The organism is Actinoplanes sp. NPDC021490, assembly GCF_055562135.1.
Window position 1 is genome coordinate 14,347 of the sequence record NZ_JBVHFW010000014.1, and the last position, 17,085, is coordinate 31,431.

General features: G+C 73.4%; 14 protein-coding genes. 6 read left to right on the top strand and 8 right to left on the bottom strand.

The window, feature by feature from the left end:
• The first annotated feature begins 10 nt into the window (after nucleotides 1-10).
• Both ACZ3I4_RS31370 and ACZ3I4_RS31375 read left to right on the top strand, forming a co-directional pair.
• On the top strand, nucleotides 11-691 hold the full coding sequence (locus tag ACZ3I4_RS31370; RefSeq protein WP_465385650.1) for a Crp/Fnr family transcriptional regulator: 681 nt from the start codon (nucleotides 11-13) through the stop codon (nucleotides 689-691).
• 102 nt (nucleotides 692-793) lie between these two features.
• Nucleotides 794-2,047, top strand: a complete 1,254-nt coding sequence (locus tag ACZ3I4_RS31375) for a helix-turn-helix transcriptional regulator (RefSeq protein WP_465385651.1) — start codon at nucleotides 794-796, stop codon at nucleotides 2,045-2,047.
• On the opposite strand, the gene ACZ3I4_RS31380 is transcribed toward ACZ3I4_RS31375, so the two are convergent.
• The 5 genes from ACZ3I4_RS31380 to ACZ3I4_RS31400 are packed head-to-tail and all read right to left on the bottom strand — an operon-like array spanning nucleotide 2,048 to nucleotide 6,975.
• Nucleotides 2,048-3,100 (bottom strand): FAD-dependent monooxygenase, encoded by a 1,053-nt coding sequence (locus ACZ3I4_RS31380; protein ID WP_465385652.1) that lies wholly within the window; start codon nucleotides 3,098-3,100, stop codon nucleotides 2,048-2,050.
• Nucleotides 3,100-4,347 carry an AMP-binding protein gene (locus ACZ3I4_RS31385; protein WP_465385653.1) on the bottom strand — a complete coding sequence of 416 codons (1,248 nt, stop codon included), beginning with the start codon at nucleotides 4,345-4,347 and terminating at the stop codon, nucleotides 3,100-3,102. Before ACZ3I4_RS31385 ends, ACZ3I4_RS31380 begins: the two co-directional genes overlap by 1 nt.
• Complete coding sequence (locus ACZ3I4_RS31390) at nucleotides 4,332-5,096, bottom strand: amidohydrolase family protein (RefSeq protein WP_465385654.1); 765 nt, start codon at nucleotides 5,094-5,096, stop codon at nucleotides 4,332-4,334. Before ACZ3I4_RS31390 ends, ACZ3I4_RS31385 begins: the two co-directional genes overlap by 16 nt.
• Complete coding sequence (locus ACZ3I4_RS31395) at nucleotides 5,093-6,190, bottom strand: 3-dehydroquinate synthase II family protein (RefSeq protein WP_465385655.1); 1,098 nt, start codon at nucleotides 6,188-6,190, stop codon at nucleotides 5,093-5,095. Before ACZ3I4_RS31395 ends, ACZ3I4_RS31390 begins: the two co-directional genes overlap by 4 nt.
• Nucleotides 6,187-6,975, bottom strand: coding sequence for a 2-amino-3,7-dideoxy-D-threo-hept-6-ulosonate synthase (locus ACZ3I4_RS31400; protein WP_465385656.1), 789 nt, complete (start codon nucleotides 6,973-6,975; stop codon nucleotides 6,187-6,189). Before ACZ3I4_RS31400 ends, ACZ3I4_RS31395 begins: the two co-directional genes overlap by 4 nt.
• Before the next feature lie 782 nt (nucleotides 6,976-7,757).
• Here ACZ3I4_RS31400 and ACZ3I4_RS31405 point away from each other — a divergent pair.
• The 4 genes from ACZ3I4_RS31405 to ACZ3I4_RS31420 all read left to right on the top strand — a co-directional run bounded on the left by ACZ3I4_RS31405 (nucleotide 7,758) and on the right by ACZ3I4_RS31420 (nucleotide 13,725).
• Entirely contained in the window at nucleotides 7,758-10,544 is a 2,787-nt protein-coding gene (locus ACZ3I4_RS31405; protein WP_465385657.1) for an AAA family ATPase, read from the top strand.
• A gap of 88 nt (nucleotides 10,545-10,632) precedes the next feature.
• Nucleotides 10,633-12,186: an FAD-dependent monooxygenase gene (locus tag ACZ3I4_RS31410; RefSeq protein ID WP_465385658.1), complete on the top strand. Its 1,554-nt coding sequence runs from the start codon at nucleotides 10,633-10,635 to the stop codon at nucleotides 12,184-12,186.
• An 85-nt stretch (nucleotides 12,187-12,271) separates the two neighbouring features.
• Nucleotides 12,272-12,895 carry a hypothetical protein gene (locus ACZ3I4_RS31415; protein ID WP_465385659.1) on the top strand — a complete coding sequence of 208 codons (624 nt, stop codon included), beginning with the start codon at nucleotides 12,272-12,274 and terminating at the stop codon, nucleotides 12,893-12,895.
• A 50-nt stretch (nucleotides 12,896-12,945) separates the two neighbouring features.
• Nucleotides 12,946-13,725, top strand: coding sequence for a macro domain-containing protein (locus ACZ3I4_RS31420; protein ID WP_465385660.1), 780 nt, complete (start codon nucleotides 12,946-12,948; stop codon nucleotides 13,723-13,725).
• Here the strand turns inward: ACZ3I4_RS31420 and ACZ3I4_RS31425 are convergent.
• The 3 genes from ACZ3I4_RS31425 to ACZ3I4_RS31435 all read right to left on the bottom strand — a co-directional run bounded on the left by ACZ3I4_RS31425 (nucleotide 13,722) and on the right by ACZ3I4_RS31435 (nucleotide 16,999).
• Nucleotides 13,722-15,935 carry a CATRA conflict system CASPASE/TPR repeat-associated protein gene (locus ACZ3I4_RS31425; protein WP_465385661.1) on the bottom strand — a complete coding sequence of 738 codons (2,214 nt, stop codon included), beginning with the start codon at nucleotides 15,933-15,935 and terminating at the stop codon, nucleotides 13,722-13,724. The genes ACZ3I4_RS31420 and ACZ3I4_RS31425 overlap by 4 nt on opposite strands.
• A complete protein-coding gene (locus tag ACZ3I4_RS31430) occupies nucleotides 15,913-16,236 on the bottom strand; it encodes a CATRA system-associated protein (RefSeq protein WP_465385662.1) in 324 nt (107 codons plus the stop codon). The genes ACZ3I4_RS31425 and ACZ3I4_RS31430 overlap by 23 nt, the downstream gene beginning before the upstream one ends.
• Before the next feature lie 115 nt (nucleotides 16,237-16,351).
• Complete coding sequence (locus tag ACZ3I4_RS31435) at nucleotides 16,352-16,999, bottom strand: vWA domain-containing protein (protein ID WP_465385663.1); 648 nt, start codon at nucleotides 16,997-16,999, stop codon at nucleotides 16,352-16,354.
• Nucleotides 17,000-17,085: the final 86 nt, after the last annotated feature.

A 17,085-nucleotide genomic window follows, 5' to 3' on the forward strand; every position in this document is an offset into this window, starting at 1 on the left:
AGGGGTTCTCGTGCGCGACTACGTGTGGGCGGCGGGCACGTTCCTGGGCAGCCTTCCCGCCGAGGTCGCCCAGTCACTGGCCGCCCGCAGCATCCGGCGCAGTTTCCCGCCCGGCCGGATCATCCTGCGTGAGGGCGCCCGCGACTCGCACGTCTTCCTGCTGCTCAGCGGCTTCGTCAAGGTGACCACGGCCGTCGAGGGGGTCGAGACGCTGCTCGGCATCCGGCTGCCCGGTGAGGTGGTCGGTGAGATCGGCGCCCTCACCGGCGAGCCGCGCAACGCGACGGTCAGCGCCTCCGGGCCGCTGGTGGCCGGGCAGCTGCAGCGCGGTGATTTCGAGGCCTTCCTGCGGCAGCGGCCGGATGCCTCGGCCCTGATCGCGGCGGCGGTGGCCCGCCAGTTGCGGTGGGCCAACCGGCGCCGGACCGATTTCGCGGCCTATCCGGCGCACATCCGGCTGGCCCGGGTGCTGTCCGAGATGGCCGAGGTCAGCGGGCGGGAACGTCCCGACGGCACGGTCGAGCTGCTCGTGCCGCTGAGCCAGGCCGACCTGGCCGCCATGGTGGCGATCGCGCAGGCCACCGTGGAGAAAGCCCTGCACGAGCTGCGTGACCAGGGGCTGATCACGACCGGCTACCGCCGCATCGTCCTGGTCGACCCGGCCAAGCTGCGGCTGACCGCCGAACCCTGACGGGCCGGAAGCAGTCGGAAAAGCGCAATCCCCTACCAGTAGGCGGTCTCATTCTGAGATCAGCTCGACGATCGTGCGTACGACAGCGATCGAGGAGGGCTGATGGTGTTCCCACGCATCGCGGGGCACGCACTGATCGGACGGGACGAGGAACTGAGGCAGATCGCCGGCGTGCTCGACGGTCTGCGACCGGGCCGGCTCACCGTGCTGGCCCTGGAGGGTCCCGCGGGCAGCGGCCGCACCCGGCTGCTCGACGAGACCGCCAGGCTGGCCCGGGCCGACGCCCGCGGCTTCACCGTTTTCACCGAGCCGGAGTGGGCCGGCCCGGAGTGGACCGAGCCGGAGTGGGCCGGCCCGAAGTGGACCCGCCCAGAGTGGACCGACCCGAAGAGGACCGACCCGAAGTGGGCCGGCCCGGTCGGCTCGCGGCAGGTGCTGCGCACGGCCGGGGACCATCCGGGGCCGCTGCTCTTCCTCGGCGAGCACCCGCGCCGGATCGACCCGCGGGCCTGGGCCGTGCTGGAACTGCTGGCCGCGACCACGCCGGCGCTGGTCGCGCTGACCGGTCCGGCCGAGGGGGTCCGGCTGCCGGTGGCCGACGTGCACCGGGTGCAGGTGTCGCCGTTGTCGCCGGCCGCGCAGGCCGAGTTCGTCGCCCGGCTGGTCGGCGGCCGGCCCGATCCGCTGCTGATGGACCTGTGCCGGGCCGCCGGGGGACGGCCGGGGGCGTTGCGCGAGCTGGTCGCCGGGCTGGACGAGGAGGGCCTGTTGCGCCTGGACGGCGGCTGGGCCGTGCTGCGGGTCAGCCGGTTGCCCCGGCGCACCGAGGCGTATCTGCGCGGACAGGTGGCCTCGGTGTCCGCCCCGGCCCGGCATCTGCTGCAGGCGGCGGCCACGGTGGGGGTGTCGTTCCCGCTGCTGCGGCTGGCCCGGCTGATGGGGGTCGGGCCGGTGATGATGCTGCCCGCGCTCGAGGAGGCCCTGGAGTCGGGGCTGCTGGGCGGGGACGGGGAACTGCTCGCGTTCGGCCACGACCTGGTGCGGGCGGCGGTGGAGTCGACGCTCCCCCGCCCGGTGGCCGCCGCCCTGCGTCCCGAGGCTCCGCGACGGGCGCCTCGAAGGATGGCGGCGCGGCCCGTGCACAAGGGTCCGGCCGACTGGGCGGCGCTGAGCCCGCGGGAACGGGAGATCGCCGAGCTGGCCGGGCAGGCGCTGACCAACCGGCAGATCGCCAACCGGACCGGGATCAGCACGCACACCGTCAACTTCCACCTCCGGCAGATCTTCCAGAAGCTGGGCATCGGGTCCCGCGTGGAACTGGCGGCGCTGTGGCCCACCGAGGGCGTGCCGTGGTGATCATGACGCGGGTCCGAACAGCCAGTCCTGGCCGGGCAGCCCGGTGACGGCCAGCCGGTCGTCGCGGGCGCGTTGCGAGGGCCCGTCGTCGAAGTGGTATTCCCGGGCGCCGGCCAGTCCGGCCGCCGCGACCCGGGCCACCCGCGCGGCCCGTACGCGCTGATAGTCCTCGACCCCGGCGGCGATGGCCTCCGCGTCCTCCAGGGCCTGGCAGGCGCCCTGGGCGAGGAACGGCAGCAACGGGTGGGCGGCGTCGCCGAGCAGCACGACACGCCCCCGGCGCCAAGCCGCGCGGGGCCGGTCGAACAGCTCGTGGCGGTCGAACCGGCCGGCGGCGGCGATCAACCGGCCCGCGGCCGGATGCCAGCCGTCGAAGGCGGGCGCGGGCGCGGGCGAGGGCAGCACGGCGACGACGTTGAGGCTGCCGTCGCCCAGCGGATAGCTCACCAGATGCCGGCCCGGCCCGAGCCGCACGATCACCCGGTTGCCGTGCTCGGGCACCCGCGAGGCCGGCACGACACCCCGGTACGCGACCCAGCCGCTGGCCCGGAGCCGATCCGCGACCACCGCCCGCCGCACCACCGACCGCAGTCCGTCGGCCCCGATCACCACCTCGGCGGTCAGCCGGGTCCCGTCGGCGAGCGACACCACCGCGTGGTCGCCGCGGTCGTTCACCCCGATGCACGGGGCCCCGAACCGCACGTCGACCAGGTCGAGCAGCATCCGGTGCAGCACCGAGCGCCGCATCGTGTAGTAGGGGCTGCCGTATCGGCGTACCGCCGCGGCGCCGAGCTCGACCGCGCCGATCGTGGCGTCGTCGCTCCACCGCCGGATCTGCCGTTCGACCGGCCGGCCGGCCCGATCCAGCGCGTCGGCCAGCCCGAGCCGGTGCAGCACGGCCGACCCGTTGGGGGCGATCTGGATGCCGGCGCCGCTGCCGGCCACGCCGCCGGCCCGGTCCAGCACGACGCATTCGACTCCCCGGCGCCGGAGCAGGGCCGCGGTGGCCAGCCCGCCGATGCCCGCGCCGACGATCACGACCGGCCCGTTCATCAGTAGTACTCCAGGGCCTTGTTCCAGTCCTCGCCCTCGCGGAACAGCCCGCGCGGCTTCATCACCTCGGGCTCGGCGGTCAGCAGGCGCTCGGGCACGAGCGAGCCGGGCGGCAGGGGTTCGACCACCGCTTCGATCCCGTACGCCTTCCCGAGAGCTTCGCGCAGTTCCAGCGCGGCCGCGCTCGCGTAGGCCGAGGTCACCTCGATCTGCACGAGCAGCGACGACTCGGAGGCCCGGGCCCGCCAGAACATCACGCCGTACTCGGCGGGCAGCCCGAACACGAGGTCCTCGACGTCGCCCTGGCTGAGGTCGGCCACGCTGGTGTGCACGGTCCAGGCCGAACGCCCGAGCACGCGCACCACGGGCAGGTCCCAGCCGCACGGGCAGTCCGGGGTGGACACCTCGACGGCGTCCTCGAGGTTGTACCGCAGCAGCGGCATGGCCTCCCGGTAGAGCGGCGTGACCACCAGCTGCCCGCGCCCGGTCGGGGTCGTGCGGCCGGTGACCGGATCGTGCACCTCGAACAGCACGCGGTCGGCCCACAGATGCAGTTTCCCGTACGGGCAGTCGCCGGCCAGGCTTCCCGTCTCGGTGGCGCCGTACTCCTCGACCACGGGCGCGTTCCAGATCTCGGCAACCCGCGCCTTCTTGGCCGGTCCCAGCGGGTCGCCGCCGACGAACAGCGCGCGCAGGGCCGGGAAGTCCGTCCCGGGCCGCAGCCCCTTGAGCCGCGCGGCCGCCGCCCAGATCAGCGTGTCGGTGGCCAGCGACCAGGTCAGGGTCACGCCGAGGTCGTGCAGGACCCGGACCACTTTGGCGTACGGCATGGCCAGCGAGCGGTTGTCGCCGGGCACCACGGTCGCGCCCCGGGAACGGGCGGCCGCATGGGCCAGATGACCGGTGATCATCAGCGCGTACGGGGTGCGTACGAGGAAAATGTCGTCGGCCCGGATCCCGACGTGCTTGCGGGCGTAACGCTCGATCAGGTCCTGCCAGTCGCCGGGCGTGTAGTAGGAGGACGTCGGCACCCCGCTGCTGCCGCTCGACTCGTGATAGGTGGCCAGTTCGGCCCGGTCGACGGCGAGCAGCCCGAACGGGTACGCGTCGCGCAGGTCCTGCTTGGTGGTGAGCGGATAGGCGGCCAGCTCGTCGCGGCCGGCCGGGATGCCGCGCCGGGCGTAGAACGGCGAGCGCGCGGCCGCCGCCAGGGTCCGGTCCAGCTGGTCGGTCAGAGTCGTGTCCATGAGGTCTCCTCCTCCAGCACGCGGCACGCGTTGGCGCCGAGCACGGCCTCGCGGGCCGGTGGGTCGAGGCCGAGCGCGTCGATCTTGCACAGCTCGACCTCGGGTTGCTGCAGCGGATATTCGGTGCCGAACAGCACGCGCCGCGGGCCGAGCTGGGCCACGGCCAGCCGGGCGGTGACAGTCAGGCAGCCGGACAGCTCGGCCATCACGTTGAGGCTGCCCGCGATCGTGTTGAGGCCGTCGATGTCGAGTCCGGTGTGCCCGCAGTGCCCCCAGACGAAGGTCACCCGCGGGAACCGGGCGGCCAGCCGGGCCAGGTCGGCCGGCCGTCCGCCGGGATGGGCCACCGTCACCACATAGACGGGGTGGCCCGCGCTCTGGGCGATCTCGGCCAGCTCGGCGACGCCGGTGTCGTCCAGGCGTCCGCCGTGCACGGCCGGCGAGATCTCCAGGCCACGGAATTCGAAGGCGCGTTTCCGGTACGCCGTCACGTCGCGTACGGGATCGGCGAAGTAGAACGGCAGCAACCGTCCTCCCGACCGCTCGCAGGCCCGGAGCACGCCCTCGTTGTCGGCCGCCGTCTCGGTGCGGCCGCCGTCGTTGAGCTGCCGGGACAGCCGGTCGAGGGGCAGCAGCCCGCCCGCGCAGACCGCGGCCCGGTCGATGCCGGCCGCGTCCATGGCCGCCAGCAGCCGCCCCGGCTCGGCGTCGCCCGGGGTGAGCCGCGCGTGGAAGTCGACGACGGTCATCGCTCGTAGCACAGTTCGTCGATGGGGTAGCCGACGTGCCGTTCACGCCCGGGCAGATGACCGAGGATCTCGTCGCCCGGCTTGAGCTCCGTCGTGTTGAGCACGGCGGCGCCCGGCCCGAGCACGCGGACGTGCCAGTCGTCCTGGACGATCAGGTTGACCGGCTCGCCGTCGGGCGCGGTGGCGTCGATCGCCAGCAGCGGCCGGGTTTCGATCTTCACCCGGCCGACGGTCACCTTCCGCGTACGCCCGTCCGCCCCGACCGCCAGCACGGTGTCCCCGGCCGACAGCTCGCTGAGGTACCGGGTGTGCTCGCCGTCGGCCAGCGTGTACGACATGATCGCGCCCGCGTTGACCCGGAACGGGCGGGTCGGCATGTAGGGCAGCGGGTGGGTCTCGCTGACGCAGAGCATGAGCGCCTTGGCCCACGACCCGACCAGAATCCCCTCATCCGGCCGCAGGTAGGTGCACGTGTCGACGCAGGCCCGCTCCCCGGCCCCGGCGTGCCGGATGCCGGTCACCGTCAGCGTGACCAGGTCGAGCTTGGGTGAGGGGGCGCGCACCAGGCCGGCCAGCCGGGTCGCGTCGCCGGGCCGGGGCGCCCTCAGCAGCACGCCGTCGGGGCCGTGCTCGAGCACGCTGAGGTGCACCAGGGCGTCGTCGACGTCGTTCGCGGCCGTGATGATGGTGCCGGCCGTGCGGGCCGCCGCGGCCAGCACGATCTCCATCGGGATGTTGGTCGGGTCGGCGAAGCTGAGCAGGGTCACGCCGTCGCCCCGGACCGCCTCGCAGGCGCGGTCGAGACTGGCCCGACCGGTGATCTCGTGCCGCTCGCCGAAGCGCACGCCGGGATGCCGCCCGGCGTCGACCGGTGTTCCCGGCGCGACCAGCACGAGGTCGGCCGGGCCGAGGTCGTCGGGCAGCTGGTCCCCCGCGGGCACCAGCACGCGGGTCACGGTCGGCGGAAGCCCGGCCAGGTCGGCCGGGTCGGCCGCCACCACGGCGTCGAACCGCTGATGAACGGCCTCCTCGGCCACGGCCCGCTTGGTGTCGCCCAGGGCCCGCAGGTCGAGCCAGCACAGTTTGGCGGTCATCGCACACCGACCGGGGTCCGCGGACCGTGCACGAGACCGGCCAGGCGGGCGGTGACCGCGCCCGGGTCGTCGGCGGTGAAGACCGCGCGCCCGGCGGCCACCCCGGCCGCCCCCGCCCGCAGGGCCGAGCCGAGCCGGCCGATCGCTTCCTCGCCGTCGGCCGCGTCGCCGCCCGCCGCCAGGACGGGCACCGGGCAGGCCGCGGTGATGCGGGCGATCGCCGCCGGGTCGTCCGGCAACGCGGTCTTGACCAGGTCGGCGCCGAGTTCGGCCGCGACGATCAGGGCGTGCGCGACCAGTTCGGGGTCGCGGCCGTCGGTGATGCCGGGGCCGCGGACGTACATCATGGCCAGCAGCGGCATGCCCCAGTGGTCGCACTGCTCGGCCGTCGCGGCCAGATGGGCGATCTGCCGGTCCTCTGTCCGCGAGCCCACGTTGACGTGCACGCTGACCGCCTCGGCGCCCAGCCGCAGCGCCTCGGCCACGGTCGCGACCGGATATTTGGCGTCGGGGTCGGTGGCCAGGCTGGTGCTGGCGTTGAGGTGCAGGATCAGCGACATGTCGAGGAAGCGGTCGGGGCGCACCCGCCGCACGGCGCCCTTGTGCAGCACCACGGCGTCGGCGCCGCCCTCGGCCAGCCGGGCCAGCAGGCCGTCGAGCGTGCCCCGATGGGCCAGCGGCCCGGCGCCGATGGCGTGGTCGAGCGGCACCACCAGCAGCCCGGATTGGCGGCGATGGAGCCGGCGCAGGCGCAGGCGCCGGGCGAAGGAGCCATGGGCGTTCACGGTTGTCACCTCGATCACGATCCGAATGCGGTATTCGAATGGGGACGCTAGCCACGTCCCGGATTCCGGCCCACTGCTCGAACGAGTAGGTGTCTCCGGCCGAAACCGAATTCGCAGGTCAGCGGCGAACGGGGGCGATTGCTCCGCACACGAGTAGTTGCCGCGACGGCCGCGGAGGCAGTGGGATCGGCCGATGACCTTCGACGCGCCGATCACGATCGCGCGGGCCTCCGCCGCGCAACCCGGCCCGCACGTCACCCGATCGGATGAACCTGGCCGTCGATTCGCCGTCGGATTGTCCTTGACGGACGGACCCGGCCGGTGGGTTCCGGCACCCGGTCGTGGCCGCGCCCAGCGCGGACCGGGTGACCCCGCGACCCGCCGCGGCCCCGTCCGGGTGACACGCGACGCGACCAGCGGAATCGTTGACACATTGACGGTGATGACGGTCCGATCAATACAGTTCTGCGGGGAATCGCCTCGCGCCGAGGACGATTCCGTGCCCATCGAAGGGAGTTGCCCGCGGTGACCTGGCCATCCAATGATCGATTGGATTCGGGCGGCCGGGTGCGGCAAGGTGCCCCTCGACACGTCCGTTCTTCGGTGGTCGGCCGGTCGGCAAATCCGGCCGGACAGACAGTGAGAGAAATCCGCAAACGGTATTAATCTCATCGCCGCCGGGGAGCATCATCGGCGGCACCCCTCGAGACGAGCAACCTTTGGCGAGGGAGACGGGTTTTGCTGGACGAGCGTTCCGCCGACGACGGTGGCGGAGGCCGCGCATGACCGAGCGCATCGTCGGCCGCGACCGGGAGCTCGCGCTGTTGCGCCGCGCGCTCGACGACACCCGCCGGGGCGCGGGGGGCTGCGACGTGATGCTCGGGCCGCCCGGCATCGGCAAATCGAAGCTGCTGCGCGCGACCGGTGACTACGCCTTCGAGCACGACATCGCGGTCGCCGCCCGCGAGGCCTTCCGGCATGACATGGCCGCTCCCCTGGTCACCCTGGCCGGGGCGTTGCAGGCGTGCAGCCCGCCGGCCGCCGACTTCGCCTGGATGTCCGAGCGGGACACCGGCGACAACAACAACTACGCCCGCATCTACCGGCTGCGCGAGTCGCTGGAGCGCTACGCGGCCCAGCGCCCCCTGCTGATCGTGATCGACGACGCCCACTGGATGGACGAGCTCAGCGCTTTGGCGATCCGGGAGCTGGTGCCCGCGCTGGCGTCGGCCCCGGTGCGCTGGCTGCTGGCCGGCCGGTCCAAGCAGACCGACGCGGCGGGCTGGCAGACGCTCAACTGGCTGGCCGAGCGGGGCACCCCGATCCGCCTCGACGTGCTCGACGACGACGCCACCGAACGGCTCTGCGAGGAAGTGCTCGGAGCCGAGGTCGACGCGACCGTCCTCGCGCTCGTGGCGACCTGCGGCGGCAACCCGCTGCGCATCGAGCAGCTGCTGTCCGCGTTGCACACCACCGACCAGATCGTGATCGCCGACGGCACCGCCACCGTGGTCGGCGACGACCTGCCGTCCAGTTTCGTGGCCACCGTGGGCGACATCATGGGCGTGCTCTCGGCCGAAGCGCAATGGCTGCTCAAGGCCACCTCGGTGCTCGACCGGCCGTTCGACATCGAGACCGCGGCCCGGCTGATGGGCAGCGAGCCGGTCGGCCTGTTCGAGGTGATCGACGAGGTGATCGCCTCCGGCATCCTGGCCGAGGACAAGGACGGCATGACCTTCCGCCACGACCTGGTGCACCAGGCCGTACGCAACACCCTGGGCGCGGCCCGGGCCCAGCACCTGCACTACGAGGCGGCCGAACTGGCCCGCGAGCACGGCCGCCCGACCGCCGAGATCGCCGCGCACCTGCTGCACAGCGGCCGCCGGGGCGCCGCCGCCGCAGTCACGATGCTGCGCGACAACGCCGCCACCGTCGCCACCAGCGCGCCCGGCGCCGCCGCCGACCTGATGCTGCAAGCCCTCAACGCGGTCGACGAGACCGAGCCCGGCCGCACCGAGATGATCGCCGACACCGTCGGGCTGCTCGCCTCGGCCGCCCGCGTCGCCCAGGCGCAGCAGCTGGGCCGGGAAGCGCTCAGGGCCGGCCTGGAACCGCGGACGAAGGCGTCGTTGCAGCTCGGGCTGGCCGAGGCGTCCAAACACGCGGGCCAGAACCGCAAGGCCGCCGAATACGCCGAGGACGGCCTGAGCCAGCCGGTGATCCCCGAGCCGGTCCGGGCGCGGCTGCACGCCATCCACGCGCACGCCACGTTCTATCTCGACGACTACCGCACCGCCGATGCGGCCGGGGCCGAGGCCGACCGGATCGGCCGCGAGCACGAGCCGGGCGCCGCCGTGTTCGGCCTGACCGCCCGCAGCCTGGTTGCGCAGGCCGAGGGGCGCCTCGACGACGCGTACGGGCATGCCGCCACCGCCACCGAGCTGGCCGACCGCACCGGCGGCGCCGCCCTGCACCGGCACCCGCGCATCTGGCTGGCCAACGCCCTGACCTCCCTCGACCGCTTCGACGAAGCCGAAAAAGCCCTGCGCCGCGGCCAGCAAGAAGCCCAGGCCCTGGGCACCGCCTGGGCCCAGCCCCTGCTGCACTACTACGCGGCCGCGCTGCTCATCGCCCGCGGCCGCCTCGACGACGCCGCCGCCGAGGCCGACGCCGGCGTGGCCCTGGCCGAGCAGCTCACCGCCTACCAGCTGACCGTGCCGCTGCTGGGCACGCTGATCCGCCTGGCCGTACTGCGCGGCGACCCGGTCCAGGCCGCCGTCTTCCGCGACCGGATGCACGAGCTGGTCAAGACCGGCATCTCGGCGCCGCCGGAAGACGTCGAATGGCCCCTGGCCACGCTGATCGCCGCCGAGGGGGATCCCGTACGGGCCGTCGAGCTGATCGGGGACATCTACGACCGGCTCGACGACCGCCCCACGCTGATCGCCCAGAATCCGGCGGCCACCCCGGCCCTGGTCCGGCTGGCCCTGGCCGTCGGCGACCGCGCCCGCGCCACCAGGGCGGCCGACGCGGCGGCCCGGCTCGCCGCCCGCAACCCGGTCTCGCACACGCTGGCCGGCGCGGCCGCCCACGCCGCCGGGCTGCTGCGCCGCGAACCCCACCAGCTGCAGCTGGCGATCGCCCAGTACCGGCTGACCGACCGGCCCCTGGCCCTGGCCACGGCCTTGCACGACGCGGCAGCGCAGAGCCGCGGGTCCGACCGCAGCGGCGCGCAGGAGTGGTACGACGAGGCGAACCTGCTGCTCACCCGGGCCGGGGCGACCGGATCACAGCAGCGCCTGGTGGCCGAGCTGGGCGGCTGGCGCGGCACCGCCACCTCGCCGCCCGCGCCGGCCGGGGCGAAAGCCTCCCGGCTGGACCCGCTCTCGCCGGCCGAACGGCAGGTCGCCGAGCTGATCGCCACCGGCATGACCAACATCGCGGCCGCCCGGCAGCTGCACCTGTCGCCGCACACGGTGGACAGTCACCTGCGCAAGGTCTTTCACAAGCTGAAGATCCACAGCCGGGTCGAGCTGGCCCGCGTCGTCGCCCAGGAGGGTGCCACGTAAACACGTGATTCCGGCTCCGGGCGCGTCATCCGAGCATGGCGGTAGGTGTTGCCATCACACCACCACGGGGAATCCTGGAGCCGCCATCATGTCCGCATTGCACACACCGGTGCTCGTCGTCGGGGCCGGCCTGGCCGGATGCGTGCTCGCCCTCGAACTCGCCCACCACGGCGTGGCGAGCATCGTCGTCGAGCGCGCCTCGAAACCGCCCCGGCATCCCGAGCCCGGCCTAGTCACCGGGCGGGGCATGGAACTGCTGCGCCGGCTCGGGCTGGCCGAGGCGATCCGCTCCGAGGGGGCCGACCCGGACAGCCCGGCCACCGTCGTGTGGAGCCGCGCGATCGATGAGGACCCGGTGCTCGTCAACTCGGTGCCGTCGGCCAACGAGCTGCGCGAGCAGTACGCGCACAGCACCGACGGCAGCGCCCCGGTGGAGCCGTACGTGCTGCTCACGGGATCCGGGATGACCACGCGACTGCGGGCCGCCGTACGGGCGAACCGGTTGATCGAACTGCGCGAGGGCTGGACCTTCACCGATCTGCGGCTGGAGGCCGACCGCACGGTGGCGACCGTGCTCGACGGCTCCACCCGGATGCGCCACGAGATCGAGGCGGGCTACCTGGCCGGATGCGACGGGGCGCAGAGCACTGTGCGCCGCTGCCTGGGCGTGCCCCTGCAGGACGCGATCACCCCGGCCCGGCACTGCACGGTCTCGTTCCGCAGCGACAACCTGCAACCGGCGTATCCGGCCTTCTCGACGATCACCGCGGACGGGACGGCGCTGATCCGGCGGGCCGGCCACGACCTGTGGATCGGGCATCTGCCGCTCGACCAGGACGACACCGACCTGACCAACCCGGCCGCCCTGCTCAGCCGGCGGCTCGGCGCCCGGCAGTACGAGATCGTCGGGGTGACGCCGTGGCAGGAGGCGCTCGGGGTGGCCCGGACCTACCGCCGCGGCACCGCCTATCTGGTCGGCGAGTCCGCGCACCGGTTCCACCCGCCGAGCGCCACCGTGGACACCTGCCTGGCCGACGCGGTCGACCTGGGCTGGAAGCTGGCCGCCGCGGTGCGACGGTGGGGCGGGCCGCACCTGCTCGGCAGCTACGAGGGCGAACGCCGGCGCCAAGCCATGCTGGAACGCGAGACGCTGTCCCGGTCGCTCGAGGCCCGGTCGCGGTTCGGGCGGCTGGCCGCGGCCGGCGCCTCCTTCGACCGCCTGGTCACCCTGCTGCGGCAGGAGGCCCCGAACGTCGACCCGGCCGGCGCCACGGCCAGCCACCACGCCACGTCGCCGGTGGTGTGGCACGACGGCCCCGAGCCCGCGGGCACCCGGCTGCCGGCCGTCCGGCTCGGCGACGGACGCCAACTGTTCGACCGGCTCGGGCCGCAGTTCACCCTGATCGACCTCACCGCCGGCCACGACGGGCGGTCGCTGGTGGCCGCGGCGGTGGCGCGCGGCATCCCGGTGATCCACGTGCCCGTCGACGACGACGCGCTGCGGGCCGACTGGCGCAGCCGGCTCGTGCTGGTGCGCCCGGACAACTACGTCGCCTGGCGATCGCCCGACTGCCCGTCCGACTGGGACGCCGTGCTCGACGTCGTCACGGGTCATCGCGCACAGGATCACGTGACTACGTGATGTGGACAGCCCACAGGTTTCGGGAGGCTCGACGAGCGCAGAACTCCCCGTCTGCGCCGGGACCGATCGAAAAGGACACCGCGCGATGACAACGGCACCCACCGCCCCGCATGCCTTCGAAGGCTTCGACGAGACCGCCGTGTCCCGATGGGTGGACCGTCTGTCCGCCAACGCCTCGCCCCGCCGCAACCACTGGCGCACCAAGGAGATCTACTTCGAGGCGGCCACCCGGGTCCTCGAGTCGGTGCCGCGACCCGCGCTGAACTGGAAGAACATCGTCGCCGCGGCCGACAAGGGCTGCCGCAGCACGTTCTACGAGGTCGCCGGGGCGCACGCGCGGCACCGCATGGTCGACGAGCTGATCAACGACGGCGGCTCCGACGCCATCCAGATCGCCCTGCGTTACCTGCGCAACGACCCGGTCGAGCAGCTCATCGACGAAACGAAGGTCTGGTCTTTCTGGGAGCACCGCCAGCGGCTGCTGTGCACGATCACCACCGGCATGTCGGCCGAGGTGATGGAGACCGAGCTGACCACGGCCGTGGCGGCCTGGGCCGTCCGCAACCGGATGCTCGCCGCGGCTGTCGAGTTCGCTCCCCCGGCCTGCGCGGTCGAGGACCTCACAGTGATCCACCGGGGACGGCTCTCCGGCACCCAGGCCGCGACCCGGCTGACCGACGTGGTCCAGGCGCACCTGGCCGCCCACTGACCGCGCGCGGCCTGCGCCGGCTGGCCACCCACAGCTTCGCCGCGTTCGGTGTGGCCGCGCTGCTGCTGCAGTCCTACCAGGCGATCTGGGACAGGGCGCTGTTCGCCGGTCACGCGGTGGCCGTCGCGCTGGGCGTGGCCGGCGTATCCCTGGCGTACGGGCTGTGGCGCGCCCGCCCGGCCCGCTCGGTCGCGCGTGACCTCGACCGGTCGCGGTGCCGCGTCGAGATTGTGCCCGGCGACCTGTTCGAGCAGGTCGACGCCCACCTGGTCATCGGGTTCACCGACGTGTTCGACACCGACGTCGCCGACGGGCGGATCGTGCAGGAGTCCAGCGTGCAGGGCCAGTTCCTGCGGCGGATCTACGCCGGCGACCGGGCCGGGCTGGACGCCGACCTCGACCAGGCGCTGGCCGGCGTGCCGCACACCACCGCCGGCAAGGCGCTCGGCAAGCGCCGCCGCTACCCGGCCGGGACGATCGCCACCCTGGGCGAGCCCGGCCGGCTGTTCTTCTGCGTCGCGTACAGCGAGATGGGACCGAACCTGGTCGCCCAGTCCTCGGCCGACATGCTGTGGCACAGTCTGAGCCGTCTCTGGTCCGAGGTGCACGACCGCGGCCAGCGACGGCCATTGGCCATGCCGATCGTCGGGGCCACGCTGGCCCGGGTCGACGCCCTCGACCGCGAGGCCCTGCTCCGGCTGACGCTGCTGTCGTTCGTGGCCGCCACCCGCGACCGGCTGCTCACCACCCGGCTGCGGATCGTGGTCCGGCCGGCCGAGTTCGCGCAGCTCAACCGGGCCGAGCTGCAGGCCTTCCTCGACTCGATCTAGACCAGACCGTCGAACCGGCTCTGGTCGAGCCAGTCCGCTCCGGTGGTGTCGACGGGGTAGCCGACCACCCGCAGGCGCTCGGCCACCTGATGCTGGAACAGCACGCGGGCCCCGGGCGTGTCGTCCTCCAGGCGTACGGTCTCGCGCCCGTCGAAATCCCGGATCCGGGGCACGTCGCCGATCTCGACCAGGATCGTGCGGTCCGGTTGCAGCGCCATGGCCCGCCCGGCCCGGATCAGCACGTCGGTGTCGCCGCCGGTCACGTCGTCGCGGGTGATGACGACCAGGGCGCCCGGCCCGGCCGCGAAGCCCTGGCTGACCACGTCGTCGCGGTGCGGGGACGGCTTGCCCGTCCGGGCCACCATCTCGTCCCAGCTGAGCGGGGCCAGATCCAGCGCCCTCAGCAGCTCGAAGACCGCTTCCCTCGTACGCCGGTGGCGTCCGTGAATGACGAACACGTCCCGAGTGGGCGCCCGGCGCGGGGATCCCGCGGCCGAACCGGTCCACAACCAGGCCGTGTCCGCATAGGTCTTGGCCCTGGCCTCGATCCGCTCGAACTCGCCCGCGGTCAGCCCGTCGTAGCCCTCACCCACGACATCCCGGAAGATCCGGTCGGAGACGATCGCGACCAGGTCCGCGTCCGGGTGTTCGGTGACGGCATCGCGGATCACCTGGCTGTCGAGCAGCCGCCCAACCTCGATGATCGTTTGTCCGGTGAAGCCGAGCGCGGCCGGCGTGAACCGGCCCGAACCCACCGACAGCCGCATCCGGATCCGCTCGCCCGGATGCTCGGCGTTGTCGGCCACCACCTGGGCCCGCCAGCCGTGCAGCAACTTCGGCAGGGCCACGTCCTCGCGCACGCTGGGCGGCAGCACCACCATCATGCCGTCACCGGCGGGCTGCCGGTCGGTCTCGTGCAGGTCGAGGCCGAGGCGCGCGAGGATCCGCCCGGCCATGCCGGCCACGCGCTTCTGCAGCTCGAGCTGCTGCGGCGTCGAACGGGAGCTGTAACTGACGATGTCCACCCCGAACGCGACCCGATGCACCGGCACCGAATCGTCGCCGGTGACCGGCACGGTGACCGGCTCGGCCGGATCGTGCCGCATGCCGTCCAGCAGGCGATCGCGGCCCCGCCGTGGCGTGGTGACCGGCGGCGGCCCGGCCGGCCCGGCGAGCACGGTCCGCACGGCGCCCACCTGCTCATAGGTGGCTCGCAGATATTCGGTGTCGTCGGCCAACTGGTCGCTCAGCCACGATCCGAGCTCGGCGTCGGCGGGCAGCGGGGCACTGAGCGCCTTGGCCATGTTCGAGCGGGCGATGTCGACGCTGCGGCGCATCTTGCGGACCGCGGCCAGGGCACCGGCCAGCTCGGCCTCGGCGGCGGCGAGTTCCGCGTGCTCGGCGGCCCGGCTCTCGCCGTCGGCGGTGCGCAGCAGTTCCGGGGCGTCCTCGAACCGGGCCGTCACCCGCTCCTGAAGCCGGGTCAGATCGCGGCCCCCGTTGTGGACGCGAGCCAGATAGCGCAGCTTGGCCGCGTGCATCAGATAGCGCCCCAGCGGCGGCAGCCCCGTCCCGCCGTCGCTCCACACGAACCGGCTCAGCTCGGCATCCCGATCGGGCGCGGCCAGCAGCACCAGCCGCCGCGCGGCCGCCGACCCCGGCGCGCTGGTCTCCCAGCCCGCGAAGTCACCCAGCTCGAACCCGGCCTGCCACCACCGGTCCCCGTCGTCGCCGCGACCGGGTACCTCGGCCCGCAAGTCGACCGCGGCCGGGTTCTCGGCCTTGGCCAGCAACACAATCGCCGTGCCGAGCAGCGGCGCCTCCCCACCGAGGGTGGCCCACCACCGGCTGAACTCATGCCAGCCGAGCGGAGCCGACGCGGCCAGCGAAAGCCGGGTCCGCGACATGGCATCGAGCGAGGCGGCGGCGAACGAGACGTTCAGAAGGTCATGCTCGACCCGGGCAATCATCTGAAACTGAGCGGCGACGTCCTCGGTGGCGGCCACCGGCCGGTCCCGACCGCCGGCGAAGTCCGGAGGCAGGGTGGCGGGCAGATCGATCTCGAGGATCGGCCGTTGCATGCCGAGCTGGTCGCGGCAGTTCGCCCACAGCGCGCGGACCCGGGTCAGCGCGGTGGCGCTGTCGGGCCCGTCGAGCGGAACGAAGACGTGCGCCACGAACTCGGGCTCAACGAGGTTGCCGTGCACCACGCTCGCCCTCCTCCCCGGACCTGGTCAGCGCGTGCACGAGCGTGTTGCGCCGGTCGAGCACCGGGGCCGGGATCCCGGTCGCCGCCTTGCTGCCGATCCGCAGGATCCGTTCGGGGCCGAGCCGGTCGAGCTCGGCGACGGCCGCGCGCATGGCTTCGGCGTCCCCGGCCGCAAAGGCGTCGCCGAGGGCCCGCATGGCCACGTCGACCAGCTCCCACTTGCGGGGCGTGTGTGTCCACATGACCACGTGCTGGAGGACGGCGACGGCGTCCTGCACGGTTTCGTCGTCCCACGAATCCATGGCTGGACTGTATCCACCGGGGCGCGCGTCCGGATTCCCCCGAATCAACGAACCGTTCCGGCTTGCTCGGATCCGGCCGTTCCGCCCCGCTCGGATCCCGGCCGTTCCGGCTCGGTCAGATCCGGGCCGCTATCGCGTCGACGATCTCGGTCAGGGCGTACTCGTTGAGGCCGTTGCCCGGGCGTGACGGCACGTGGACGGTGTCCCGCCAGGCCGTCATGTCCTGCCACGGGGTCGTCGTCGGCGCGAACAGCAGCAGGCGGGTGGTGTCGGGGTGGCTCACCCAGACGGCGGCCAGGTCGTCGAGCGTGGAGGGTGCGGTCGGCGGATAGTCCGGGGCGGTGCGGCCCACCCCGAGCGGGTGCGCGGAGGCGTCGGTCAGCACGACCACGAGACGCCGCCGGTTGCTTCCGGACGACCAGTCCGAGCCGAGCGCCACGACCAGCGCCTCCAGCCCCGACTCCGGTTCGTCGCCGCCGCCGGCCGCCTCCAGATCGCGTACGGCGGTCTCGAACTCGGCCACCTGGGCGGGCATGTCGAAGAAGCGGGACTCCTGCAGGGCGTCGGCCGGATTGTCGCGGAAGTCGCGATAGGCCACGAATCGGACCCGCAGCTCGCCGATCGCCTTGTCGCCGGCCGCGGCCGACTCGGCCAGCCGCTTCGGGAGGGTGAGCACACCCTCCTTGAGCCGGTCCACGATCGGATACATGCTACCGGTGACATCCAGGCAGAAGACGAGGTCGACCGCGTACGCGTCCCGCACAGTGAGGCTCCTTCCCCGAGCCAACCTTGCGCCACCGGCACACGGACCGCACCATCTGGACGGCCGACCCGTTCCGCCTCACTAGG

Coding starts and splice junctions, on each gene's coding strand:
- ACZ3I4_RS31375 (WP_465385651.1), top strand. CDS start 794: ATGGTGTTCCCACGCATCGCGGGGCACGCACTGATCGGACGGGACGAG.
- ACZ3I4_RS31380 (WP_465385652.1), bottom strand. CDS start 3,100: ATGAACGGGCCGGTCGTGATCGTCGGCGCGGGCATCGGCGGGCTGGCC.
- ACZ3I4_RS31385 (WP_465385653.1), bottom strand. CDS start 4,347: ATGGACACGACTCTGACCGACCAGCTGGACCGGACCCTGGCGGCGGCC.
- ACZ3I4_RS31390 (WP_465385654.1), bottom strand. CDS start 5,096: ATGACCGTCGTCGACTTCCACGCGCGGCTCACCCCGGGCGACGCCGAG.
- ACZ3I4_RS31395 (WP_465385655.1), bottom strand. CDS start 6,190: ATGACCGCCAAACTGTGCTGGCTCGACCTGCGGGCCCTGGGCGACACC.
- ACZ3I4_RS31405 (WP_465385657.1), top strand. CDS start 7,758: ATGACCGAGCGCATCGTCGGCCGCGACCGGGAGCTCGCGCTGTTGCGC.
- ACZ3I4_RS31410 (WP_465385658.1), top strand. CDS start 10,633: ATGTCCGCATTGCACACACCGGTGCTCGTCGTCGGGGCCGGCCTGGCC.
- ACZ3I4_RS31415 (WP_465385659.1), top strand. CDS start 12,272: ATGACAACGGCACCCACCGCCCCGCATGCCTTCGAAGGCTTCGACGAG.
- ACZ3I4_RS31430 (WP_465385662.1), bottom strand. CDS start 16,236: ATGGATTCGTGGGACGACGAAACCGTGCAGGACGCCGTCGCCGTCCTC.